This window comes from Piscinibacter sp. HJYY11 (assembly GCF_016735515.1).
Lineage (GTDB): Bacteria > Pseudomonadota > Gammaproteobacteria > Burkholderiales > Burkholderiaceae_C > Rhizobacter.
Genome location: NZ_JAERQZ010000002.1, coordinates 461372 through 485749 on the forward strand (window position 1 = coordinate 461372; position 24378 = coordinate 485749).

The following is a 24378-nucleotide window of genomic DNA, read 5'->3' on the forward strand; positions in this document are numbered from 1 at the left end:
ATTTGTTCGCCGTCGCTGAGAGGCGCATGCCATGAAGCTGTCTGACGTCACCATCCGCCGCCCGGTCTTTGCGACCGTGCTGTCCTTGCTGCTCATCCTGATCGGGGCGGTGTCGTTCACGCGGCTGCAGGTGCGCGAGTACCCGCGCATCGACGAGCCGGTCGTCAACGTGACCACGCGGCTCGTGGGCGCGTCGTCGGAAGTGATCGAGTCGCAGGTGACCAAGCCGCTCGAAGACTCCATCGCAGGGATCGACGGCGTGGAGATCATCACCTCGGTGTCGCGCTCCGAGCAGAGCCAGATCACGGTTCGCTTCAAGCTCGAGAAGGACCCTGACGATGCGGCGGCCGACGTGCGCGACCGGGTTTCGCGCGTGCGGGCACGCCTGCCCGATGCGGTCGACGAGCCCGTCATCGCCAAGGTGGAGGCCGATGCCACGCCCACCATCTGGCTCGCGTTCACGAGCGATACGCTCTCGCCGCTGCAGGTCACCGACGTCATCAACCGCATCGTCAAGCCGCGCCTGCAGACGGTGAGCGGCGTGGCCGACGTGCAGGTCAATGGCGACCGCAAGTTCTCGATGCGCATCTGGCTCGACCCCGACCGGCTCGCCTCGTACAAGCTCACCGTGCAGGACGTGGAAGACGCCCTGCGCAAGCAGAACCTCGAAGTGCCCGCGGGCCGCATCGAGAGCCAGCAGCGCGAGTTCAGCGTGACGGCTCGCACCGACCTCAACACCATCGAGCAGTTCAACGCCGTCGCGCTCAAGACCGTCAACGGCTACACCGTGCGCTTGCGCGATGTCGCGCGCATCGAGCAGGCCGCGGCCAGCGAGCGCAGCAGCGTGCGCCTGAACGGCGTGCCGTCGATCTCTGCCGGCGTGATCCGCCAGGCCACGGCCAACCCGCTGGAGGTGTCGGCCGGCGTGCGCGACATGATGCCCAAGCTGCAGCAGGACCTGCCGCCGGGCATCAAGGTCCAGGTGGCCAACGACAACTCGGTGTTCATCGACAGGTCGGTCAAGTCGGTGTACCGCACCATCACCGAAGCCGTGGTGCTGGTGGCGCTCGTGGTGTTTCTCTTCCTGCGGCACATGCGGGCGGCGATCATCCCGCTGGTCACCATTCCGGTGAGCCTGATCGGCACCTTCGCGATCATGGCGGTGGCTGGGTTCACCATCAACACGCTCACGCTGCTGGCGCTGGTGCTGGCGATCGGCCTGGTCGTCGACGACGCGATCGTGGTGCTGGAAAACATTTTCCGCCACATCGAGGACGGCATGTCGCCGTTCCAGGCGGCGCTGAAGGGCGCGAAGGAAATCGGCTTCGCGGTGGTCGCGATGACGATGACGCTGGCGGCGGTGTTTGCGCCGCTCGCGTTTGCTCCAGGGCGCACGGGGCGCCTGTTCACCGAGTTCGCGTTGACGCTCGCCGGCGCGGTGATCGTCTCGGGCTTCGTCGCGCTCACGCTCACGCCGATGATGTGCAGCAAGCTGCTGCGCCACGAGGCCAAGCCCAATCGTTTCGACATCTGGATGGAAGCCGGCCTCGACCGCCTGACCCGCGGCTACGGCAGCGCGCTGCGCTGGACCCTCGCACACCGCTGGATCGTGCTGGTGGTGATGGTGGCTTCGGCGGCCGGCAGCTGGTATCTCTTTCGCACGGCCAAGAGCGAGTTGGCCCCGATGGAAGACCGCGGGGTGATCCTCGCCACCATCAACGCGCCCGACGGCTCCACGCTCGACTACACCGCGCGATACCTGCGGGCCATCGAGGGCATCGGCCGCGACTACCCCGAGTTCGACCGTGTGTTCGTCGTGGCGGGCAACCCGACGGTGTCGCAAGGCATCTCGTTCCTGCGCACGGTCGACTGGGACGAACGCGAGCGCAGCACGCTGCAGCTCGCCCGTGAACTGCAGCCGCGCTTTGCCGGCCTGCCGGGCGTGACGGCCTTCCCGGTCACGCCGCCCAGCCTGGGCCAGGGCTTCCGCGAGCGACCGATCAACTACGTCATCGTCACCAACGATTCGTACGAAAACCTGTCCCGCGTGGCGCAGCAGATGGTGGCCGAGATGGCCAAGAACCCCGGCTTCGTGCAGCCCGACACCGACCTGCGGCTCAACAAGCCGGAGATCTTTCTCGAAGTCGACCGCGACCGTGCCGCCGATGCCGGCGTGAGCGTCGACCAGGTGGCCCGCACGGTCGAGACCATGCTGGGCGGCCGCGCCGTGACGCGCTACAAGCGCGACGCCGACCAGTACGACGTGCTGGTGCAGACCGAGATCCGCGGCCGCACCACGCCGGAAGACATCGACAAGCTCTTCGTGCGCGGCCGTGGCGACGCGATGGTGCCGCTGTCGTCGCTCGTGAAGGTGCGCGAGTCGGTGAGCCCGCGCGAGCTGAACCACTTCAACCAGCGCCGCTCGGTGTCGATCACCGCCAACCTGGCACCCGGCTATTCGCTCGGCGAGGCGCTGCAGTTCATGGACGACTCCGCCCGCAAGGTGCTCCAGCCGGGCTACTCGACCGAACTCAACGGCGTGTCGCGCGAATTCCGCTCGTCGAGCGGGGCGCTCGGGCTCGTGTTCGCGCTGGCGCTGCTCTTCATCTTCCTGGTGCTCAGCGCGCAGTTCGAGAGCTTCATCGACCCCTTCGTGATCATGCTGTCGGTGCCGCTGTCGATGGTGGGCGCGCTCGGGGCGCTGCAGCTCACGGGGGGCACGCTCAACGTGTATTCGCAGATCGGGCTCATCACGCTGGTGGGGCTCATCACCAAGCACGGCATCCTGATCGTCGAATTCAGCAACCAGTTGCGCCAGCAGGGCCGCTCGACCTTCGATGCGGTCACCGAGGCCGCCTCGTTGCGCCTGCGGCCCATCCTGATGACCACCGGCGCCATGGTGCTCGGCGCCGTGCCGCTGGCCATCGCGACCGGCGCGGGCGCCGAGAGCCGCCAGCAGATCGGCTGGGTGATCGTGGGCGGCATGTCGCTGGGCACCTTGCTCACGATCTTTGTGGTGCCGACGGTGTATTCGCTCTTCGCGCGCAAGTCGGTGCCGGGGGCGATCGAGACGCCGGCGGTGGACGACGAGGGCGGCGAGAAAGGCTCGCACCCCGCGCACGCCTGACCTTCAGGCGCGGGCCAGGTCGTCGGGCGTGTTGATGTTGAAGAAGGCAGCCGGGTCGTCGAAGGTGACCTCGGCCCGCCGCATCTGTGACATCCAGCGGCCGACCTTCCGTTCGCCCGCCGCGAGGTAGCGGCGCAGGCTGCCGGCCACGCCGAGCCGCATCAGGCAGAAGGCAGGCTCGGTGCCCGCGGCGGTGCGGGCGAGCACGAGGTCGATCTCGTCTTGCATCGCCTCGGCGAGACGGGCCACCAGGTCATCCGGGAAGCGCGGGCAGTCGCAGGGCACCGTGGCCAGGTAGGGCGTGTCGGCATGTGCCAGGCCGGCCAGGAAGCCGGCGAGTGGGCCCTGGTAACCAGAAAGATCCGGGGGGTCTGGCCACACCGGGGCGCCCCAGCGGGCGTATTCGTCGAGGTGGCGGTTCGCGCTCAGCATCACCTTGCCGACCTGCGGCGTGAGGCGTTGCAGTGCCTGCAGCGCCAGTGGCTGGCCTCGATGAAGCTGCAGGCCCTTGTCGACACCCCCGAGCCGGCTGCCCTGGCCGCCGGCCAGCACGAGGCCGGTGATCTCGGAACGATCAACCACCGATGTAGTGCATCTCGACGCGGCGTTGGCCCGAGCCGGCCTCGGCCGCCTGCGCGCCGCGCAGTTCGGAGTAGCGATCGCTGCGGCCTTGCCAGATGAGGCCGATGGCGCCGGCGATCTGCTCGTCGCTGTGGCCGCCGCGCAGCAGGGCGCGCAGGTCGTGGCCTTGCGTCGCGAAGAGGCAGAGGAAGAGCTTGCCTTCGGTCGACAGCCGGGCGCGGTTGCAGTCGCGGCAGAAGGCCTGGGTGACGCTGGAGATCGCGCCGATCTCGCCGCCGCCGTCTGCGTAGGCCCAACGCTCGGCGGTCTCGCCGGCGTAGTTGGCGCCGATGGCGTGCAACGGAAAGACTTCGTTGAGCCGGGCGACGACTTCGGAGGAGGGCAGCACCTGGTCCATGCGCCAGCCGTTGGTCTCGCCCACGTCCATGAACTCGATGAAGCGCAGCACCACGCGGCCGCCGAAGTGATCGCGGAAGTGGCGCGCCATCGGCACGATCTCGTGGTCGTTGACGCCGCGCTGCACCACCATGTTGACCTTGATCGGCCCGAGACCCACACGCTCGGCCGCCTCGATGCCGGCCAGCACGTCGGCGACCGGGAAGTCGGCGTCGTTCATGCGGCGGAAGATGGTGTCGTCGAGGGCGTCGAGGCTGACGGTGATGCGTTTGAGGCCGGCGTCCTTCAGCGCCTGGGCCTTGCGGGCGAGCAGGGACCCGTTGGTGGTGAGGGTGAGGTCGAGCGGCTCGCCATCGGGCGTGCGCAGCTGCGCCAGCATCTCGACCAGCACCTCGATGTGCTTGCGCAGCAGCGGCTCGCCGCCAGTAAGGCGGATCTTCTGCACGCCATGGGCGGCGAAGAGGCGGGCGGTGCGGGTGATCTCCTCGAAGCTCAGCAACGAGGTGTGCGGCAGGAACTGGTAGTGCTTGTCGAACACTTCCTTGGGCATGCAGTAGCCGCAGCGGAAGTTGCACCGGTCGGTGACGGAGATGCGCAGGTCGCGCAGCGGGCGGCCCAGGGTGTCGGACAAGAGGCCCGTCGGCACGATCGGCTGCGCTGGAATGCGCGGCAACGCCGCGGCATAGCGGTGGTCGGCCAGGGGGATGACTTTCTCGGTCATCGCCCGATTGTGCCGCTGCGGCGCTGCGCCTGCGCGAGAGGGTGCCTGAGCGGCGTTATGGCACGTCGTTGGGGATGGCGGGCGCGGGCTCGGCCACGGTGGCCGGTGTCGCGGCTGGCGTGGCCGTCGCCAGTGAGGCTGCGCTGTCGGCGCGGCGGGCGCCGGTGAAACGCTTGGCCCAGTACTTCACGCCCATGCTCTCGACGCGCACTTCGCCGCCGGTGCGCGGGGCGTGAATGAACTTGCCTTCGCCGATGTAGATGCCGACGTGCGAGAAGGTGCGGCGCAGGGTGTTGAAGAACACCAGATCGCCGGGCTGCAACTCGTCTTTCTTCACCGGGGAAAAGCCTGTCGCCTTGGCCTGGTCATCGACCCGGCGGGGCAGCACCAGGCCGAGGGTGCTTTCGTAGATGTGGCGGGTGAAGCCGCTGCAGTCGAAGCCGTCGTCGGAGTTGTCGCCGCCACGCTTGTAGGGCACGCCGAGGAAGTTCATCGCCGACACGACGAGGCCTGACGTGGTGTCGCGCACCTGGCGCCCGATGGAGGCGGCGCTGTCGATGGCCACGGCGTTGGAGCCGGAGGTGTGGCGCTTCTCCAGCACGCCACGCTCGATCAGCAACTGGGCCACCAGGTCCTGGCCTTCGGGCGCGGCCTGGACCCCCGCGGCCGCACACGCGCAGGCCAGCGCGAGAAGCGCTGAACGCAAGCGGGGCACGGGCTGGCGAGTCATGGGCTGCAGGATAGGGGAGCCGGGCGACGAGCGTCAACCGAAAAGGCAGGTGCGACAGGGACTTATCAGTCTTTCTTCATGCGATTCGCTCCTGCAGCCCCTGGCCCGCCCCGATGCAGGCCAAAGGCTCACCGGTTAGCCTCCACTTCCCTGTTCAGGAGTTGAAACATGTTCAAAGCTTTGCTGCTGGAGAAGACCGACGCCGGCTTCTCCGCCCAAGTCCAGTCCGTGGACGAAGCCCGCCTGCCGGCTGGTGACGTGCTGGTCCAGGTCGAGTGCTCCACCCTCAACTACAAGGATGGCCTGGCGATCACCAACAAAGCGCCGGTGGTGCGCCAGTGGCCCATGGTCGCCGGCATCGACGGGGCTGGCACCGTGCTCGAGAGCCAGCACCCCGGCTGGAAGCCCGGTGACCGCTTCGTGCTCAACGGCTGGGGCGTCGGCGAAACGCACTGGGGTTGCCTGGCCGAGCGGGCCCGGCTCAAGGGCGACTGGCTGGTCAAGCTGCCTGCGGCGTTCACCTCACGCCAGGCCATGGCGATCGGCACCGCCGGCTACACCGCCATGCTCTGCGTGCTGGCGCTGGAGCGCCACGGCTTGAAGCCGGGTGACGGCGAGGTGCTGGTGACCGGTGCCACCGGTGGCGTCGGCAGCGTGGCGACGGCCTTGCTCGCTCGCCTGGGTTATCGCGTGGTCGGCTCGACCGGCAAGGCCGCCGAGGCCGATTACCTGAAAGAGCTGGGCGCTGTGGGCGTGATCGATCGCGCCGAGCTGAGCGCGCCCGGCAAGCCCTTGCAGAAGGAGCGCTGGGCGGCGGTCGTCGATGCGGTCGGCAGCCACACCCTCGTCAACGCCTGCGCGCAGACCCGCTACGGCGGTGTGGTGGCCGCGTGTGGCCTCGCGCAAGGCAGTGATCTGCCGGGCACGGTGCTGCCCTTCATCCTGCGCAGCGTCACGCTGGCGGGTGTCGACAGCGTCATGGCGCCGCTTGCGCTGCGCCAGCAGGCGTGGGACAGGTTGGCGAAAGATTTGGACCCTAAGCTGCTCGAGCGCGTGGCCCAGGACATCGAGCTCGGCGACGCGATCTCGCACGCCGAAGCCTTGATGGCCGGCAAGGTGCGAGGCCGGTTGGTCGTGCACATTCGATAAAAAGGAGACAGCGATGAGCCGCTACGCAGACTTCCACCGCCGCTCGCTCGAAGACCGCGACGGCTTCTGGCGGGAGCAGGCGGCCCTCATCGATTGGCACAAGCCGCCGCAGACCATCTGCGACTACAGCAGGCCGCCGTTTGCCAAGTGGTTCGTCGGTGGAGAGACCAACCTCTGCCACAACGCCGTCGATCGCCACGTGGCGATGCGGCCCGACCAGAACGCGCTGATCTGGGTGTCGACCGAGGTCGACCAGCAGCGTGTCTACAGCTTCCGCGAGCTGCATGCCGAGGTGCAGCGCATGGCTGCCTGCCTCAAGGCCCTGGGCGTGAGGCAGGGCGACCGCGTGCTGATCTACATGCCGATGATCCCGGAGGCGGCGTTTGCGATGCTGGCCTGTGCGCGCATCGGTGCGATCCACTCGGTGGTGTTTGGCGGCTTTGCGAGCAACAGCCTGGCGAGCCGCATCGACGACGCCACGCCGGTGGTCGTGGTCAGCGCCGACGCCGGCAGCCGCAGCGGCAAGGTCGTGCCGTACAAGCCGCTGCTCGACGAGGCGCTGCGCTTGTCCGCGCACAAGCCGAAGAAGGTGCTGATGGTGGACCGTGGTCTGGCGCCGTTCGAGCGCACCAGCCGCGATGCCGACTATGCGGCGCTGCGCGAGCAGCACCTGAACGAGAAGGTGCCCTGCACCTGGCTGCGCGCCACCGACCCGAGCTACACCCTCTACACCAGCGGCACAACCGGCAAGCCCAAAGGCGTGCAGCGCGACACCGGCGGCTACGCGGTGGCGCTGGCGGGCAGCATGAAGCATGTCTTCCAGGGCAAGCCCGGCGAGACCTTCTTCAGCGCCAGTGACATCGGCTGGGTGGTCGGCCACAGCTACATCATCTATGGCCCGCTGATCGCCGGCATGGCAACCGTGATGTACGAAGGCCTGCCCGTCCGGCCGGATGCCGGCGTGTGGTGGAGCCTGGTCGAGAAGTACAAGGTCAACCTGATGTTCACGGCGCCGACCGCGGTGCGGGTGCTGAAGAAGCACGACGAACGCTTCATCCGCGAACACGACCTGAGCTCCCTGCGCACGCTCTTCCTCGCAGGCGAACCGCTGGATGAGCCCACGGCCACCTGGATCGCCAGGGCGCTCGGCAAACCGGTGATCGACAACTACTGGCAGACCGAGACCGGCTGGCCCATCCTCACCATCGCCAACGGCGTGGAGAAAGCGAAGAGCAAGTTCGGCAGCCCGGGCTTCGCGATGTACGGCTACGACGTGAAGCTGCTGGACGAGTCGACCGGTGAAGAGTTAACCGGAGCGAACGACAAGGGCGTGCTCGCGATCGAAGGCCCGCTGCCGCCCGGCTGCATGCAGACGGTGTGGGGTGACGACGAGCGCTTCGTGAAGACCTACTGGAACACGGTGCCCGGCCGCATGGTCTACAGCACCTTCGACTGGGGCATCCGCGACGAGGACGGCTACTACTTCATCCTCGGTCGCACCGATGACGTGATCAACGTGGCCGGCCACCGACTGGGCACGCGGGAGATCGAGGAGAGCATCTCGGGCCACCCTGCGGTGGCCGAGGTGGCGGTGGTCGGCGTGGCCGACTCGCTCAAGGGGCAGGTGGCGATGGCCTTCGCCGTCGTGAAAGACCCGGGCCTGATCGCCGACGAGGCGGGCAGGCTCAAGCTCGAGGGCGAGATCATGAAGACGGTCGACCAGAGCCTCGGCGCCGTGGCCCGGCCGGCACGGGTGCGCTTCGTGACGGTGCTGCCCAAGACACGCTCGGGCAAGCTGCTGCGCCGCGCCATCCAGGCGGTGTGCGAAGGCCGCGACCCCGGCGACCTGACCACGATCGAGGACCCGACTGCGCTGCAGCAGATCCGCGATCTGGTCTGAGTCTTACAGCACCTCGGACGCGAAGTCCGCCAGGCGCGAACGCTCGCCACGCGCCAGCGTCACGTGGCCCGAGTGCGGCCAGCCCTTGAAACGGTCGACCGCGTAGGTGAGGCCCGAGCTGCCTTCCGTGAGGTACGGCGTGTCGATCTGGGCGAGGTTGCCGAGGCAGACGATCTTGGTCCCGGGGCCGGCGCGCGTGATCAGTGTCTTCATCTGCTTGGGCGTGAGGTTCTGCGCCTCGTCGATGATGACGAACTTGTTGAGGAAGGTTCGCCCGCGCATGAAGTTCAGGCTCTTGATCTTGATCTTGCTGCGCACGAGGTCGTTGGTGGCGGCACGTCCCCATTCGCCGGCGCCGCTGTCGGTCTTGGACAGCACCTCGAGGTTGTCGTCGAGCGCGCCCATCCACGGGCCCATCTTTTCCTCTTCGGTGCCGGGCAGGAAGCCGATGTCTTCACCCACCGGCACGGTCACGCGCGTCACGATGATCTCGGTGTAGCGGCGGTCGTCCATCACCTGGGAAAGGCCGGCGGCGAGCGTCATCAGCGTCTTGCCCGTGCCGGCGGTGCCGGTGAGGGTGATGAAGTCGCACTCCGGGTCCATCAGCAAGTTCAGGGCGAAGTTCTGCTCGCGGTTGCGCGCGGTCACGCCCCAGACGGCGTTCTTCTGGTGGGTGTATTCGCGCAAGGTTCGCAGCACCGCGGTCTTGCCGGTGATCTCGGCGACCTTGGCGTAGAGCGGGGCGGCGCCCGGCGCTTCGAGGTAGACGAACTGGTTGACCATCAGGGCCGGCACCATCGGCCCGCTGATGCGGTAGTAGGTGCAGCCGCCCTGGTTCCAGCTTTCCATGGTCTTGCCGTGCTGGTCCCAGAAGTCGGACGGCAGCGGCAGCACGCCGGTGTAGAGCAGGTCGCCGTCGTCGAGCGTCTTGTCGTTGAAATAGTCTTCGGCGGCCAGGCCCAGGGCTCGGGCCTTGATGCGCATGTTGATGTCTTTCGACACCAGCACGACCTCGCGCTTGGGGTGCTGCTCGCGCAGTGCCTGCACCACGCCGAGGATCTGGTTGTCGGCCTTGCCCTGCGGCAGCCCGGCGGGCAGATTGACGTTGACCAGCGTGGTCTGGAAGAACAGCTTGCCGGTGGCGTCCTTGTGGCCGGTGCTGTCGAGCGGCAGGCCTTCGGCCATGTCGCGGCCATTGCCGTCCGACAGGGAGGCCGCCAGCGCATCGAGGTCGCGGCTCACCTGGCGGGCGTTGCGCGCCACTTCCGACATGCCTTTCTTGTGATCGTCCAGCTCCTCGAGCGTGATCATCGGCAGGTAGACGTCGTGCTCCTCGAAGCGGAAGACGCTCATCGGGTCGTGCATCAGCACGTTGGTGTCGAGCACGAAGAGCTTGGCCGGGCCGGTGTGCCTCGGCTTGCGGCGACGCGGCTCGGGCAATGGGGGGCGGGCGGCCACAGGGGCGGGCGCCGCGGCACGAGGGATCAGCGGGGCGGCTTCACGCGGCGGCTCCAGGAGGTCCAGCACGGCGGGGCCGGAGGGTTCGGAGGCGGCGTGTTTCTGAGTTCGTTTGCCCGGTTTGGGCGCTGCCTGGGATTCGAAGTCGGCGGGGGTGAGGAGGGCGGCTCGTTTGGCAGGCGGCTTGGGCAGTGGCATGTAGTTCAGTGCGGCAGTGAGAAAACAAAAAAGCCGCACAGTCGACTGTGCGGCTTTGTCTGGGGAGCACGAGGTTCACAACACACGGGCATGAAAACCATTATGCACAAGTGATGTGGCGACTCAACCGCCATGAACAGAGCGTGGTTGAAAAACAAAAAACCCGTGAAAACAAAAGCCGGCACAGGGCCGGCTTTCGTGGGAAAAGTCGCGCAGCCCGCTCAGGCGGCCTTTTTCAGCGACTTCACCGCCTTGAGCACTTCGTCGACGTGGCCGGCGACCTTGATGCCGCGCCATTCGGCCCGCAGCACGCCGTCGCTGTCGATCAGGAAAGTGCTGCGCTCGATGCCCTTGACCTTCTTGCCGTACATGATCTTGTTCTTCACCACGCCGAACATGTGGCAGAGCTTCTCTTCCGTGTCGGCGATCAGCTCGTAGGGCAGCTCCAGGTTCTGCTTGAACTTGTCGTGCGAGCTCATGTTGTCGCGCGAGACGCCGAAGACCACGGCGCCGGCCTTCACGAAGTCCTTGTGGCGATCACGGAACTGCATCGCCTCGGTGGTACAGCCAGGGGTGTTGTCCTTGGGGTAGAAGTACAGCACGACCGTTTGCCCGGCGTATGCCTGGGGCGTGAACTTCACGCCACCGGTTGCGAGCGCTTCAAATTCCGGGAGAGGTTTATTGAGGGCTGGCGTCATGAAGAATTCTGGAGTTGCGCCCTGTAAGGCGTAGCACGCAATTATAAGGGCTCGCGCGTGCCCGAATCGCCGCGGGCGACGTCCCCAAAACGGGCGAGAGGCTTACCCGAGGAGCAGTGCCGCTACCACTTTGCGGCTCTCGCCGGCGAGCACGTTGTAGGTGCGGCAGGCGGCGGCAGTGTCCATGGTCTCGATGCCGATTCGCCGCGCCATCAGGCCCCGCAACAGCAGGGGCGGAGCGAAGCGGATGCGCGCGCCGCTGCCGAAGATCACGAGCTCGGGGCCGAGCGCGGCCAGCCGGTCGAAATCTTCCGCGGTGAGGGCCTCGAAGCCTGCCGTGCCCCACGCCCCGACGTCGCCTACCCAGGGGATCACGATGCTGCTGGTGTGCTTGACGCCGTTGACCGACACCGCATCGGCGGTCAGCCCTGAAATGACGTTCACGCCTTCGATTCGATCGGGTTGGAGCTTCAATTCACGGATCCGGAAATTGCGTTGCCGAACCAGGAGGGCGCGACAGGCGTGAAAGTGGGGGCGATCAGGGATAATTCTAGGCTTTGCGCCGCTTTGGAGACCGTGTTGAAGCCCATCGTCAAGTCCGGCAAATTGGCCAGCGTGGCCTATGACATCCGCGGGCCGGTGCTGGAAAAGGCCCGCCAGATGGAGGACGAGGGCCAAAAGATCATCAAGCTCAACATCGGCAATGTGGCCGCGTTCGGGCTCGAGCCTCCCGACGAGATCGTGCAGGACATGATCCGCAACCTGCCCTCGCAAGTGGCGGCGGGCTACACCGACAGCAAGGGCCTCTTCGCCCCGCGCAAGGCCATCGTGCACTACACGCAGGAGAAGCGCATCGCCGGTGTCTCGGTCGACGACGTCTACCTCGGCAACGGCGCTTCCGAGCTGATTGCGATGAGCCTCAACGCGCTGCTCAACAACGGCGACGAGGTGCTGATCCCCGCGCCCGATTACCCGCTGTGGACGGCCGTCACCGGCCTCTCAGGCGGCACGCCGGTGCACTACATGTGCGACGAGCAGGCCGACTGGATGCCCGACGTGGCCGACATCAAGCGCAAGATCACGTCGAACACGCGCGCCATCGTCGTCATCAACCCCAACAACCCGACCGGCACGCTGTACCCCGAGAGCGTGCTGCTCGACATCATCGAAGTGGCGCGCCAGCACCAGCTGATCGTGCTGGTCGACGAGATCTACGACAAGACGCTGTACGACGGCCACGTGCACACCAGCATGGCGTCGCTCGCCGACGATGTTCTCTTCGTCACTTTCAACGGCCTGTCGAAGAACTACCGTGCCTGCGGTTACCGCGCCGGCTGGATGGTGGTCTCGGGCGAGAAGCGCCATGCGAAGGACTACATCGAAGGCCTCAACATGCTGGCCTCGCTGCGCCTGTGCGCCAACACGCCGGGCCAGCTCGCGATCCAGACGGCGCTCGGCGGCTACCAGAGCATCAAGGACCTGGTGCTGCCCACCGGCCGCCTCGGCCGCCAGCGCGACCTCGCGTACAAGCTGCTGACCGACATCCCCGGCGTTACCTGCGTCAAGCCCAAGGCCGCGCTCTATATGTTCCCGAAGCTGGATCCGAAGATCTACCCGATCCAGGACGACCAGCAGTTCGCCTACGAGCTGCTCGCCGAAGAGAAGGTGCTGATCGTGCAAGGCACTGGCTTCAACTGGACGCAGCCCGACCACTTCCGCGTGGTCTTCCTGCCCAACAGCGACGACCTCACCGACGCGATCGGCCGCATCGCGCGCTTCCTGCATCACTACGCCAAGCGGCACCACTGAGACAACACCTATGAAGCCCATCCAAGTCGGCCTCCTCGGCATCGGCACCGTCGGCAGCGGCACGTTCAACGTGCTCCAGCGCAACCAGGAAGAGATCCGCCGCCGTGCGGGCCGCGGCATTCAGATCACCATGGTGGCCGACCTCGACACCGCCCGCGCCAAGTCGGTGGTGGGCGACGCCGCCAAAGTGGTGGGCGATGCCCGCGAGGTGATCGCCAATCCCGAGATCGACATCGTCATCGAACTGATCGGCGGATATGGCGTGGCCAAGACGCTGGTAATGGAAGCCATCGCAGCCGGCAAGCACGTGGTCACCGCCAACAAGGCCTTGCTCGCGGTGCACGGCACCGAGATATTCGCGGCCGCCCACGAGAAGGGCGTGATCGTCGCCTTCGAAGCGGCGGTGGCCGGCGGCATCCCCATCATCAAGGCACTGCGCGAAGGGCTCACCGCCAACCGCATCGAGTGGATCGCCGGCATCATCAACGGCACCACCAATTTCATCCTGTCCGAGATGCGCGCCAAGGGCCTCGACTTCGACGTGGTGCTGAAGGAAGCACAACGCCTGGGCTACGCGGAGGCCGACCCGACCTTCGACATCGAAGGCGTCGACGCCGCGCACAAGGCGACCATCATGAGCGCCATCGCCTTCGGCATCCCGGTGCAGTTCGACAAGGCGCACGTCGAGGGCATCACCAAGCTGCAGGCGGCCGACATCAACTACGCCGAGCAACTCGGCTACCGGATCAAGCTCCTGGGCATCACGAAGCGCCGCGACGACGCGAAGGGCATCGAGCTGCGCGTGCACCCGACGCTGATCCCGGCCAAGCGCCTGATCGCCAACGTCGAAGGCGCGATGAACGCCGTGGTCGTGCATGGCGACGCCGTCGGCACGACGCTCTACTACGGCAAGGGCGCCGGCTCCGAGCCCACCGCCTCGGCCGTGATCGCCGACCTCGTCGACATCACGCGCCTGCACACGGCCGACCCCGACCACCGCGTGCCGCACCTGGCCTTCCAGCCCAAGGAGCTCGCCAACACGGCGATCCTGGGCATGGACGACGTGGTCACCTCGTTCTACCTCCGCCTGCAGGTGGCCGACCAGGCCGGCGTGCTGGCGCGCATCACCGGCATCCTGGCCGAGGGTGGCATCTCGATCGACGCGCTGCTGCAGCGCGAGTCGGCCGAAGGCGAAGCGCAGACCGACGTGATCATCCTGACGCACGACACGACCGAAGGCGAGATGAACAAGGCCATCGCGCAGATGCAGGCCCTGCCGACGGTGCTCGCCCCGATCGTCCGCATCCGCAAGGAAGAGCTGAACTAAACCGATGAAATACATCTCCACCCGCGGCGACAAGACGCCGCGCGGCTTCTCCGACATCCTGCTCGAAGGCCTGGCGCCGGACGGCGGCCTGTACCTGCCGACGCACTACCCCATCGTCACCCGCGCGATGCTGGCGAAGTGGCGCAAGCTCTCGTATGCCGAGCTGGCATTCGAGATCCTGTCGCTCTACATCGACGACATCCCGGCCGCCGACCTGCGCCGCCTGGTCGAGAAGACCTACACGCCAGAAGTCTTCGGCACGAAGGAGATCACGCCGCTCAAGCAGGTGCAGCCCGGCCTGTACCTCGAAGCCTTGTCGAACGGGCCCACGCTCGCCTTCAAGGACATGGCGATGCAGCTGCTCGGCAACCTCTTCGAATATGAATTGGGCCGCCGCGGCGAGACGCTCAACATCCTCGGCGCCACCTCGGGCGACACCGGCAGCGCCGCCGAATACGCGATGCGCGGCAAGGCTGGCGTGAACGTCTTCATGCTCTCGCCGCACGGCCGCATGAGCCCCTTCCAGCAGGCGCAGATGTTCAGCCTGCAGGACGCGAACATCCACAACATCACCATCGAAGGCGTGTTCGACGATTGCCAGGACATCGTCAAGGCCACGTCCAACGACCTCGAGTTCAAGCGCAAGTACCGCATCGGCACGGTGAACTCGATCAACTGGGCTCGCCTGCTGGCCCAGGTCGTGTACTACTTCGCCGGCTACTTCCAGGCGACCCAGAGCGAGCAGGAGCGCGTCAGCTTCGCCGTGCCCTCGGGCAACTTCGGCAACATCTGCGCCGGTCACGTCGCGCGCATGATGGGCCTGCCGATCAAGCGCCTGGTGCTGGCGACCAACGAGAACCGCGTGCTCGACGAGTTCTTCCGCACCGGCACCTATCGCCCGCGTGCGAGCGCCGAGACCTATGAGACCTCCAGCCCCTCGATGGACATCTCCAAGGCCTCGAACTTCGAGCGCTTCGTCTTCGACCTGCTCGGCCGCAACGCCGACCGCGTGCGCGAGCTGTTCCAGGCCGGGCATTTCCAGCTGACCCCGGGCGAGTTCGACCGCATCTCCGTCTACGGCTTCCTCTCGGGCCACAGCACGCACGCCGATCGCCTCGAGACCATTCGCCAGACGTTCAAGGACAGCGGCGTGATGATCGACACCCACACCGCCGACGGCCTGAAGGTCGCGCGCGAATATCTCGAGCCCAACGTGCCGATGATCGTGCTCGAAACCGCGCTGCCCGCGAAGTTCGCCGAGACCATCGTCGAAGCGCTGGGGCGCGAGCCGGACCGGCCCGCGGCGCTGCACGGCATCGAGAATCTGCCCAAGCGCTTCCAGGTGATGAGGGCCGATGCCGAAGCGGTGAAGAACTACATCCGCAGCAACGTCTGACATGCGCGTCGTCGGCTTCTGCGGCTACTCCGGATCCGGCAAGACGACGCTCATCGAGAAACTGATCGGCTGCCTCAGGCAGGCGGGGCAGCGTGTGTCGGTGATCAAGCATGCGCATCACCGCTTCGACATCGACCACCCCGGCAAGGACTCGTATCGCCATCGCGAGGCGGGTGCCTTCGAGGTGGTGGTGGCGTCCAACCGCCGGCTGGCCAAGGTGCGCGAGTACGAAGTCGAGACCGAGCTCACCGTGCACCAGCTGCTGGCCGAGCTCGCGCCGTGCGACTGGGCCATCGTCGAAGGTTTCCGCCATGCCGACCTGCTGAAGATCGAGGTGTGGCGGGCCGAGACCGGCGAGCGCGCGCACTATCCCGACGACCCTTTCGTGATCGCGGTGGCCACCGACGCGCCGCACAATCTGCCGGTGCCAACGCCGCTGCCGGTGTTCGACCTGGACAACCCGCAGGCGGTGGCCGATTTCCTCCTGTCCCACGCCGACCGCCATGAATACACCTCGCCCTTCGATGCTGACGCTTGACGAAGCCCAGTCGCGGCTCCTGGGCGCGGTGTCGCCGCTGGCCGAGACAGAGGTCATCTCCACCTTCAACGGGCTGGGCCGTGTGCTGGCCGAGGAGGTGCGCTCCCTCGTCGACGTGCCGTCGGCCGACAACAGCGCAATGGATGGCTATGCGTTGCGCAGTGCCGATGTCCCGGCCGCCGGCACCGTGTTGCCCGTGAGCCAGCGCATCCCCGCGGGCACCGTGGGCACGCCGCTGCAGGCCGGCACGGCGGCACGGATCTTCACCGGCGCCTTCCTGCCCGAAGGCGCCGATGCGGTCGTGATGCAGGAGCAGTGTGAAGCGCTCGACGGCAGCGTGCGCATCAACACCGAGCCGCTGCCTGGCACCGCCGTCCGCCGCCGTGGAGAAGACCTGTCGCGCGGTGCCGTGGCGCTGCCTCGCGGCCTGCGCCTCACGCCGCAGGCGCTGGGCCTCGCCGCGACCGGGGGGGCGGCGACGCTGACCGTGACGCGCCGCCCGCGGGTCGCCCTGTTCTCCACGGGCGACGAACTCGCCATGCCCGGCGAGCCGCTGAAGCCGGGTGCGATCTACAACTCCAACCGCTTCACGCTGCGCGCCTTGATCCACGCACTGGGCTGCGAGTGCACCGACCTCGGGATCGTTCCCGACCAGCTCGAAGCGACACGCGATGCCCTGCGTCGTGCGGCGCAGGGCCATGACCTCATCGTCACGAGCGGTGGTGTTTCGGTGGGGGAAGAGGACCACCTGAAGCCCGCGGTGCACGCAGAAGGCTCGCTCGACCTTTGGCAGATGGCCATCAAGCCCGGCAAGCCGCTCGCCTTCGGCAGCGTGCGCCGCGCCGATGCCGGCAAGGCTTGGTTCGTCGGCCTGCCCGGCAACCCCGTGTCAAGCTTCGTGACCTTCCTGCTGGCCGTGCGGCCCTTGCTGCTGAAGTTGCAAGGGGCGACCGCGCTGCTGCCGACCGGCGTGCCGATGCGAGCCGACTTTGACTGGCCGCGTGCCGACAAGCGCCGCGAATTCCTGCGCGCCCGCCGCAACGAGCGCGGCGGCCTCGACCTCTTCACCAACCAGGGCTCGGGCGTGCTCACCTCCACTGTGTGGGCCGATGGCCTGATCGACAACCCGCCCGAGACGCCCATCCGCGCCGGCGACACCGTGCGCTTCATCTCGCTCGCGGAGTGGGTGGCATGAAGATCCGCGTGCGCTACTTCGCGTCGCTGCGAGAGGCCCTTGGCGCCGGCGAAACCATCGAGGCGGCCGACGGCAGCACCGTCGCCCATGTGCGCGACACGCTCATCGCCCGCGGTGGCGCCCATGCCCAGGCGCTGGCCCGCAGCCGCGCCGTGCGCACCGCGCTCGACCAGACGCTGTGCGACGAATCGCACTTATTGCATGACAACGCCGAGCTGGCCTTCTTCCCGCCCGTGACGGGCGGTTGAAACCAGCGCGATCGCGTCGGTCAGGGCAGGCGGACACGCTCGGCCCGCTCCAGTGCCGCCCAGGTGCGCTGGACCGCTTCGACCGAGGCCGGGCTGTGCGGCAGGCGCAACGTGTCGCTCATCCAGCCCTGCCGTGCCAGCACCGCCTTGAAGACGCTCGGGTTGGGCTCGGCAAAGAGGGCGTGCGCCAGCGGCGTGAGCATGTGATGCAGTTGCCGCGCTTCTTCCAGCCGGCCTGCACGTGCGCTGGACACGAGGCGCGCAAAGTGCCCCGGCAGAAGATGTCCCGCCGCCGCGATGGCACCGGCACCCCCTAGGCAGGCGGTGTTGAAGATGCGGGCGTCGTCACCCGCGAGCACCGCCAGGCGGCCATCGGCGATGAGGGCACGGGTCTTCTCCTCGTCGCCGCCGCAGTCCTTCAGCGCGCGGATGTTGGGGTGCTCGGCCAGCGTGAGCAGCGTCTCCAGGGAGAGCATGGCGCCGGTGCGGGCGGGGATGTCGTAGACGACAACCGGCACCGGCGACGCATCGGCCAGCGCGCGGAAGTGCGCCACGATGCCGGCCTGCGCGGGCCGCAAGTACTGCGGTGGCGAGATGAGCAGCCCGGCCACCGGCCTGCGCACGATCTCGTTCATCTGGCGCAGCAGGTCCTGCAGGCGCACGCCCGCCAGGCCCATCACCACCGGCTTGTCGCGGCAGCTGGCGAGCACCGTGTCGAGCACGGCCAACTGCTCCTCATGGCTGAGCGACTCGGCTTCGCCGGTGCTGCCGCAGGGCACGAAGCCTGTGATCGGCGAGCGCGCCAGGTGGTCCACCAGGCGGCTCAGAGCGGACACGTCCACGCCCTCACCTTGGAAGGGCGTGACCAGCGGAATCCAGAGGCCGGAAAAATCAACGAACTGACCCACGAAGCATCTCCTTGAACACAAGACCGGTGGAGGGTCCGCGTCGTGGAGCTCGGGTTCAGCGTGGGGAAGGGTGGAGGCCTGCCGTGAAGTCTGTTCCGTCGCTCAGCTGACGACGGAACTGCAGCGCTCCGGTCAGATGAGCGTCTGCTTTTTGGCTTTGAGCGCGCACGCGGCTCCGCCCGAGGGGCGGGAGGCGAGGGCGGTGCGTCGCAAAAGCATGCCCGGCATTCTGCCGTGTGTAGCGCCGTGGCGGTGCCACAATTTCCCGCACATCTTGATTGCCAGGAGATGCGATGCGTTGGCGTCACGGGTTTGTTTGCGCACTGGCGGTGCCGGGCCTCGCGGTGGCGGCCTGCGGCGAGCGGGCCACGATCGCCACCCACGACGGCACCCAGATGCCGTACTCGCTGGCCCAGCCTGCCGACGGCGTGGCGGTGCGGGGCGCAGTGGTGCTGCTGGCCGGTGGCGATGGCCACCTCAAGCTCGATGCGCAAGGCTGCCCCAAGGCGCTGAATGGCAACTTCCTCGTGCGCACGGCGGGGCTCTTTCGTGACGCCGGCTACGCCACCGCCCTGGTCGACGTGCCGAGCGACCACCAAGGCACCGATGGCCTGGCGGGCTTTCGCGCGGCCGAGGCCCATGGCGCCGACCTGGGCAAGTTGGTTGCCGAGCTGCGCCGCCGCGTGAAGGGGCCGGTGTGGGTGATCGGCACCAGCCGCGGCACGATTTCGGCGTCCAACGTGGCGTCTCGTGCAACGGGTGATGCGGCACCCGACGGCGTGGTGCTCAGCTCCGCGCTGATGCAGGGAACCAGCGGAGGCCAGAAGACCTGGACGCAGCAGACGGTGTTCGACCTTCCCCTGACGGCGATCAAGGTCCCGGCGCTCGTCATCGGGCATGTTCACGACCAGTGCCTGCGTTCGCCGCCGGCCGAGATGCCGCGCCTGTTGGCACAGCTGGGCAGCGCACGCAAGCAGATGGTGTCGGTGGAGGGCGGTGCGGCGCCGTCGGGCCAGGTCAGCCTCGCGGCTTGCGAAGGGCGCTCGCCGCACGGCTACGTCGGGCAGGAGGCTGCCACGGTGGAGACCATCGTGCGCTTCATGCAGGCGAACTGAGGCCACAATCCCAGCCCACATGACCACCGCGCGCGTGACCATCCAGACCCATGACTTCGACCTCAGCGCCGAGGTGGCCGCCTTGCGGGCGGGCGACCCCGGCGTGGGCGCAATCGTGAGCTTCGTCGGGACGGTGCGTGACCGCAGCGAAAGCCAGGGCGTCCAGCTGATGGAGCTGGAGCACTACCCCGGCATGACCGAGAAGTCGATCGAAGCGATGACGATCGAGGCTGCCCACCGCTTTGACATCCGCGCGGCTTGCGTGATCCACCGCGTGGGCCTGCTCAAGCCGCAGGACCAGATCGTGCTGGTGGCCGTCACCTCGGCGCACCGAGGCCACGCCTTCCAAGCCTGCGAGTTCCTGATGGACTACCTGAAGACACAAGCCCCGTTCTGGAAGAAGGAGTACACGCCCGAAGGTGCCCGCTGGGTCGATGCGCGCACGCACGACGACGAGGCGCTCGCGCGCTGGGGGATCGCCAGCGGGAATGCGGCATGACGGCCGGCGTGCCGTGGCTGCAGGTCGTGGCCGTCGCCGTCGGGTCGGCGATCGGCGCGCTGCTGCGCTGGTGGGCGGGCTTGGCCTTCAACAACCTGTGGAGCGGCTTCCCGCTGGGCACCTTGCTCGTCAACTGCGTCGGCGGCCTGCTGATCGGCGCGGCGCTGGTGTGGTTCGACCGCACGCCCAACGAGGTCTTGCGCCTGCTGCTGGTGACGGGTTTCCTCGGCGGCCTGACCACCTTCTCGGCCTTCTCGGGCGAATCGCTCTCGCTGATGCAGCGCGGCGAGTATTTCTGGGCACTGGTCCATACCTCGGCCCATGTGGTGGGCTCTCTCGCCTTCGCCGCCATCGGCTTTAGATTGATGCGCAGCGCGCTGGCTTGAATTTCGGGAGAGCTGCCTCAAATCCCCAGCAATCGGAGGATTTCACCCATGCGTCTCGACAAGCTCACCACCAAGTTCCAGGAAGCCCTCGGCGAAGCCCAGAGCCTCGCGCTCGCCCGCGACAACCCCTACATCGAACCGGTGCACGTGCTGGCCGCCATGCTGGCCCAGACCGACGGCCCCAAGGCCCTGCTCGAACGGGCCGGCGTCAACACCGCCAAGCTGCAATCGGCGCTCGACGCCGAGATCAAGAAGCTGCCGCAGGTGCAAGGTGGCGAGCAGGTGCAGGCCGGCCGCGAGACCGGCGCGCTGATCCAGGCGTCTGAGAAAGAAGCCACCAAGCGTGGCGACCAGTACATCGCGAGCGAGATGTTCCTGCTCGCCGCAGCCGACAGCAAGTCCGTCGGCCCCATCGTCAAGGAACACGGCCTGACCCGCAAGGCGCTCGAAGCCGCGATCGACGCGGTGCGCGGCGGCCAGAAGGTCGACAGCCCCGAGTCCGAAGGCCAGCGCGAGGCGCTGAAGAAGTACACCCTCGACCTCACCGAGCGTGCCCGCATGGGCAAGCTCGACCCGGTGATCGGCCGCGACGACGAGATCCGCCGCGCGATCCAGGTGTTGCAGCGTCGCACCAAGAACAACCCGGTGCTGATTGGCGAGCCGGGGGTCGGCAAGACGGCCATCGTCGAAGGCCTGGCGCAGCGCATCGTCGCGGGCGAGGTGCCCGACACCTTGAAGAACAAGCGCGTGCTGGTGCTCGACATGGCGCTGCTGCTGGCCGGTGCCAAGTACCGCGGCGAATTCGAGGAGCGCCTGAAGAGCGTGCTCAAGGAAGTGGCGCAGGACGAGGGCCAGACCATCGTCTTCATCGACGAGATCCACACCATGGTCGGCGCCGGCAAGGCCGAAGGCGCCATCGACGCCGGCAACATGCTGAAACCCGCGCTGGCGCGCGGCGAGCTGCACTGCATCGGCGCGACCACGCTGGATGAATACCGCAAGTACGTGGAGAAGGATGCTGCGCTGGAGCGCCGCTTCCAGAAGGTGCTCGTCGGCGAGCCGAGCGTCGAGGCCACCATCGCCATCCTCCGCGGCCTGCAGGAAAAGTACGAGGTGCACCACGGCGTGGAGATCACCGACCCGGCCATCGTGGCCGCGGCCGAGCTCTCTCACCGCTACATCACCGACCGTTTCCTGCCCGACAAGGCCATCGACCTGATCGACGAGGCCGCCGCCAAGATCAAGATCGAGATCGACTCCAAGCCCGAGGCGATGGACAAGCTCGACCGCCGTTTGATCCAGCTCAAGATCGAGCGCGAAGCGGTGAAGAAGGAGAAGGACGAAGCCTCGCAGAAGCGCCTGGGCCTGATCGAAGACGAGATCGGCAAGCTCGAGCGCGAGTACGCCGACCTGGAAGAAATCTGGAAGAGCGAGAAGGCCACGGCGCAGGGCTCCGCGCATGTGAAGGAAGAGATCGACCGGATCCGCTTCCAGATCGAGGAGTTCAAGCGCAAGGGTGACTTCAACAAGGTCGCCGAGCTGCAGTACGGCAAGCTGCCCGAGCTGGAGAAATCGCTCAAGGACGCGCAAGCCAAGGAGCTGAAGAAGGGCGGCGGTGCCGCCGGCCGGCCCCAGCTGCTGCGCACGATGGTGGGCTCGGAAGAGATCGCCGAGGTCGTGGCGCGTGCCACCGGCATCCCGGTCGCGAAGCTGATGCAGGGCGAGCGCGAGAAGCTCTTGCAGATGGAGACCAAGCTGCACGAGCGCGTGGTGGGGCAGGACGAGGCCATCTCGGCCGTGGCCAATGCCATCCGCCGTTCACGCTCGGGCCTCTCGGACCCGAACCGGCCCACCGGCTCGTTCCTCTTCCTCGGCCCCACCGGCGTGGGCAAGACCGAGCTGTGCAAGGCACTGGCCGCGTTCCTCTTCGACAGCGAAGAGCAGCTCATCCGCGTCGACATGAGCGAGTTCATGGAGAAGCACTCGGTGGCTCGCCTGATCGGTGCGCCCCCGGGCTACGTGGGCTATGACGAGGGCGGCTACCTGACCGAAGCCGTGCGGCGCAAGCCTTACAGCGTGCTGCTGCTCGACGAGGTGGAGAAGGCGCACCCCGATGTCTTCAACGTGCTGCTGCAGGTGCTCGACGATGGTCGCCTGACCGACGGCCAGGGCCGCACGGTGGACTTCAAGAACACGGTGATCGTGATGACCAGCAACCTGGGCTCGCACCAGATCATGCAGATGGCCGGGCAGGACCCCGAGGCCATTCGCGACGCGGTGTGGGTCGAGGTGAAGCAGCATTTCCGCCCGGAGTTCCTGAACCGCATCGACGAGACGGTGGTGTTCCACGCACTGGACCAGGCCAACATCCAGTCCATCGCGAAGATCCAGCTCAAGGTGCTGGAGAGCCGCATGGAGAAGATGGACATGAAGCTCGACGTCTCGCCGGCCGCGCTGGCCGAGATCGCCAAGGCGGGATTCGACCCGGTGTTCGGTGCGCGGCCGCTCAAGCGGGCGATCCAGCAGCGCATCGAGAACCCGGTGTCCAAGCTGATCCTCGAAGGCAAGTTCGGGCCGAAGGATGTGATCCCGGTGGTCGTCGACGCGAACGGCGAGCTGAGCTTCGAGCGCACCGTGCACTGACGTTGCGTCGACCCTTGCGAAAGGCCGCGTCCCGAAGAGGGAGCGGCCTTTTTTCTTATTGACGTTCGGCGTCGAGCACCGCGTCCATGCGGCCGATTTGCAGCCGTGCGAGCGTGAGGTTGGCGTGGGTCTTGTCGAGCACTGCGTGCAGCGCGAGGCCCGGGTGGTGCGGCACGGCCCTCAGCAGCAGGTGGTGCGTGCCGAGCGTGACGGCCGCTTCGGGCAGCGCATGGCCCATGCCGAGCGTGCGGCTGGCGTGCGCCATCGCGGCAAGCAATGCCGAGCCGTGCTGGCCCAGCTCGGTGCCGCCGGGGCGAGCACCGGCGTGAAGCAGGGGCTGGCCGCTCGCGGTGTCGAAGATGGCCACGCTCACCATGCCCGGCAGGCCGATGAGCTGGTGCACGTAGCGCCCCAGCACGCCGTCTTCGGCCTGCGGCTCCCGTGGGCTCGTGGCCGGCATCGGCTTCATCGCCACCGGCGGGATCACGGGTGGCGAGAGCGGCGTCGGCGCGCTGACGACGGCCTCCGCGGGTGCACCCGGTGCACCGGCCCGGCTGTTGGCCCCCGGCAGGGGCGGCAAGCCCACCCCGGCTTCGGTGTGAATCTGCTCGCGCAGCCGATTCCAGGTGCCGCTGATGAACGACCAGGCATCGGCCGGGCGTGTGACCTGCGGCGTGGTGCGCACCGCCACGCCGGTGCCGCGGCCAAGCTCGGTGGCGGTGATGTTGAGCGCGGTCGAGTTGGCGAGCGGCAGCAGCAGCATGTGCCGGTTGCGCCAGTCGCGCTTGATCATGGCTTCGCGCAGCGGCTCGAACGACGAGCCCATCAGGTGCGGCGGCAGGTCGCCGATCATGATCACGCCGAGGCGGCTGTAGCAGAGCAGCACGCGGGCCAGCTCATGGCGCTGGTGGGTGTCGGCGTCGGTTTCGGTGGTGTAGAGGCGCAGCGACGACTGGCCGGCCGAGGGAAAGTCGACGAACTCGAGCGTGGCCAGCGGCGTGCCGTACCCCTGGCGGCGGATCACGAGCTTCTGCACCGGTCGGCCACTCGCCGCGGCCACCCCCGCGAGCAGCTTGCGCGACGACGACGTGCCGATGTCGTGCAGGGCGATGTATTCGGGCTGCAGGTGGTCGAGCTGCTGCTGCATCGCCTCGGCCGGGTCGCACGAGACGAAGAGCTCCCGCTGCGTGGGGCTCACCGGGCGACCGATGTCGCGCTGGGCGGGGTCGCTGTCGTCTTCTTCCCGAGGCTGGATCTGCGTCGGCACCGCGGTCTCGGCGCGGGTGGACTGCCATTCGTCGGCCTGGCCGGAGGAGGGAGGGGTGGACATGTGGGGTGTGCGCCTTGCCGATTCG

The 24378-nt window shown here is 67.5% G+C and carries 20 protein-coding genes and 1 pseudogene; 13 read left to right on the forward strand and 8 right to left on the reverse strand.

The window, feature by feature from the left end:
• Nucleotides 1-31 precede the first annotated feature (31 nt).
• Nucleotides 32-3127 (forward strand): efflux RND transporter permease subunit, encoded by a 3096-nt coding sequence (locus tag JI745_RS25725; RefSeq protein WP_201813366.1) that lies wholly within the window; start codon nt 32-34, stop codon nt 3125-3127.
• Between the two features lie 3 nt (nt 3128-3130).
• Here JI745_RS25725 and mobA read toward each other — a convergent pair whose 3' ends face one another.
• Genes mobA through JI745_RS25740 form a run of 3 tightly spaced genes read right to left on the reverse strand, consistent with a single transcriptional unit; the run spans nt 3131 to nt 5556 of the window.
• Entirely contained in the window at nt 3131-3709 is a 579-nt protein-coding gene (gene mobA, locus JI745_RS25730; RefSeq protein ID WP_201813367.1) for a molybdenum cofactor guanylyltransferase MobA, read from the reverse strand.
• A complete protein-coding gene (gene moaA / locus JI745_RS25735) occupies nt 3702-4826 on the reverse strand; it encodes a GTP 3',8-cyclase MoaA (protein ID WP_201813368.1) in 1125 nt (374 codons plus the stop codon). The genes mobA and moaA overlap by 8 nt, the downstream gene beginning before the upstream one ends.
• 55 nt (nt 4827-4881) lie before the next feature.
• On the reverse strand, nt 4882-5556 hold the full coding sequence (locus tag JI745_RS25740) for a C40 family peptidase (RefSeq protein WP_201813369.1): 675 nt from the start codon (nt 5554-5556) through the stop codon (nt 4882-4884).
• Between the two features lie 168 nt (nt 5557-5724).
• Here JI745_RS25740 and JI745_RS25745 point away from each other — a divergent pair, with 168 nt between their 5' ends.
• Nucleotides 5725-6705 (forward strand): MDR family oxidoreductase, encoded by a 981-nt coding sequence (locus tag JI745_RS25745; RefSeq protein ID WP_201813370.1) that lies wholly within the window; start codon nt 5725-5727, stop codon nt 6703-6705.
• 7 nt (nt 6706-6712) lie between these two features.
• Nucleotides 6713-8605, forward strand: a pseudogene (locus JI745_RS25750) (propionate--CoA ligase); the annotation flags it as partial.
• A gap of 3 nt (nt 8606-8608) precedes the next feature.
• Here the strand turns inward: JI745_RS25750 and JI745_RS25755 are convergent.
• The 3 genes from JI745_RS25755 to JI745_RS25765 form a co-directional block, all read right to left on the reverse strand.
• A complete protein-coding gene (locus JI745_RS25755) occupies nt 8609-10261 on the reverse strand; it encodes a PhoH family protein (protein WP_201813372.1) in 1653 nt (550 codons plus the stop codon).
• 221 nt (nt 10262-10482) lie between these two features.
• Complete coding sequence (locus JI745_RS25760) at nt 10483-10959, reverse strand: peroxiredoxin (RefSeq protein ID WP_201813373.1); 477 nt, start codon at nt 10957-10959, stop codon at nt 10483-10485.
• 102 nt (nt 10960-11061) lie between these two features.
• Complete coding sequence (locus JI745_RS25765; protein ID WP_201813374.1) at nt 11062-11433, reverse strand: Mth938-like domain-containing protein; 372 nt, start codon at nt 11431-11433, stop codon at nt 11062-11064.
• A gap of 105 nt (nt 11434-11538) precedes the next feature.
• Between JI745_RS25765 and JI745_RS25770 the strand changes: the two genes are divergently transcribed.
• From JI745_RS25770 to JI745_RS25795, 6 genes are read left to right on the forward strand one after another with little or no spacing between them, the layout of a single operon-like run.
• Entirely contained in the window at nt 11539-12768 is a 1230-nt protein-coding gene (locus JI745_RS25770; protein WP_201813375.1) for a pyridoxal phosphate-dependent aminotransferase, read from the forward strand.
• A gap of 10 nt (nt 12769-12778) precedes the next feature.
• Complete coding sequence (locus JI745_RS25775; protein ID WP_201813376.1) at nt 12779-14095, forward strand: homoserine dehydrogenase; 1317 nt, start codon at nt 12779-12781, stop codon at nt 14093-14095.
• Nucleotides 14096-14099: 4 nt separating this feature from the next.
• The gene (gene thrC / locus JI745_RS25780; protein WP_201813377.1) at nt 14100-15491 is read left to right on the forward strand and encodes a threonine synthase; all 1392 of its coding nucleotides are present in this window, start codon (nt 14100-14102) and stop codon (nt 15489-15491) included.
• 1 nt (nt 15492) lies between these two features.
• Nucleotides 15493-16029, forward strand: coding sequence for a molybdopterin-guanine dinucleotide biosynthesis protein B (gene mobB, locus JI745_RS25785; RefSeq protein WP_201813378.1), 537 nt, complete (start codon nt 15493-15495; stop codon nt 16027-16029).
• Nucleotides 16016-17224, forward strand: a complete 1209-nt coding sequence (gene glp, locus JI745_RS25790) for a gephyrin-like molybdotransferase Glp (RefSeq protein ID WP_201813379.1) — start codon at nt 16016-16018, stop codon at nt 17222-17224. The genes mobB and glp overlap by 14 nt, the downstream gene beginning before the upstream one ends.
• On the forward strand, nt 17221-17472 hold the full coding sequence (locus tag JI745_RS25795) for a MoaD/ThiS family protein (protein WP_201813380.1): 252 nt from the start codon (nt 17221-17223) through the stop codon (nt 17470-17472). The genes glp and JI745_RS25795 overlap by 4 nt, the downstream gene beginning before the upstream one ends.
• 20 nt (nt 17473-17492) lie before the next feature.
• Here the strand turns inward: JI745_RS25795 and dapA are convergent, their stop codons facing one another.
• Nucleotides 17493-18380: a 4-hydroxy-tetrahydrodipicolinate synthase gene (gene dapA, locus JI745_RS25800; protein ID WP_201813381.1), complete on the reverse strand. Its 888-nt coding sequence runs from the start codon at nt 18378-18380 to the stop codon at nt 17493-17495.
• Nucleotides 18381-18673: 293 nt separating this feature from the next.
• Between dapA and JI745_RS25805 the strand changes: the two genes are divergently transcribed.
• From JI745_RS25805 to clpB, 4 genes are read left to right on the forward strand one after another with little or no spacing between them, the layout of a single operon-like run.
• Complete coding sequence (locus tag JI745_RS25805; protein WP_201813382.1) at nt 18674-19495, forward strand: alpha/beta hydrolase; 822 nt, start codon at nt 18674-18676, stop codon at nt 19493-19495.
• Between the two features lie 19 nt (nt 19496-19514).
• Nucleotides 19515-19994: a molybdenum cofactor biosynthesis protein MoaE gene (locus JI745_RS25810; RefSeq protein WP_201813383.1), complete on the forward strand. Its 480-nt coding sequence runs from the start codon at nt 19515-19517 to the stop codon at nt 19992-19994.
• Complete coding sequence (crcB, locus tag JI745_RS25815; RefSeq protein ID WP_201813384.1) at nt 19991-20380, forward strand: fluoride efflux transporter CrcB; 390 nt, start codon at nt 19991-19993, stop codon at nt 20378-20380. Before JI745_RS25810 ends, crcB begins: the two co-directional genes overlap by 4 nt.
• A gap of 48 nt (nt 20381-20428) precedes the next feature.
• Nucleotides 20429-23023, forward strand: a complete 2595-nt coding sequence (gene clpB / locus JI745_RS25820; RefSeq protein ID WP_201813385.1) for an ATP-dependent chaperone ClpB — start codon at nt 20429-20431, stop codon at nt 23021-23023.
• A 55-nt stretch (nt 23024-23078) separates the two neighbouring features.
• On the opposite strand, the gene JI745_RS25825 is transcribed toward clpB, so the two are convergent.
• Nucleotides 23079-24353 carry a hypothetical protein gene (locus JI745_RS25825; RefSeq protein ID WP_201813386.1) on the reverse strand — a complete coding sequence of 425 codons (1275 nt, stop codon included), beginning with the start codon at nt 24351-24353 and terminating at the stop codon, nt 23079-23081.
• Between the last annotated feature and the right edge of the window lie 25 nt (nt 24354-24378).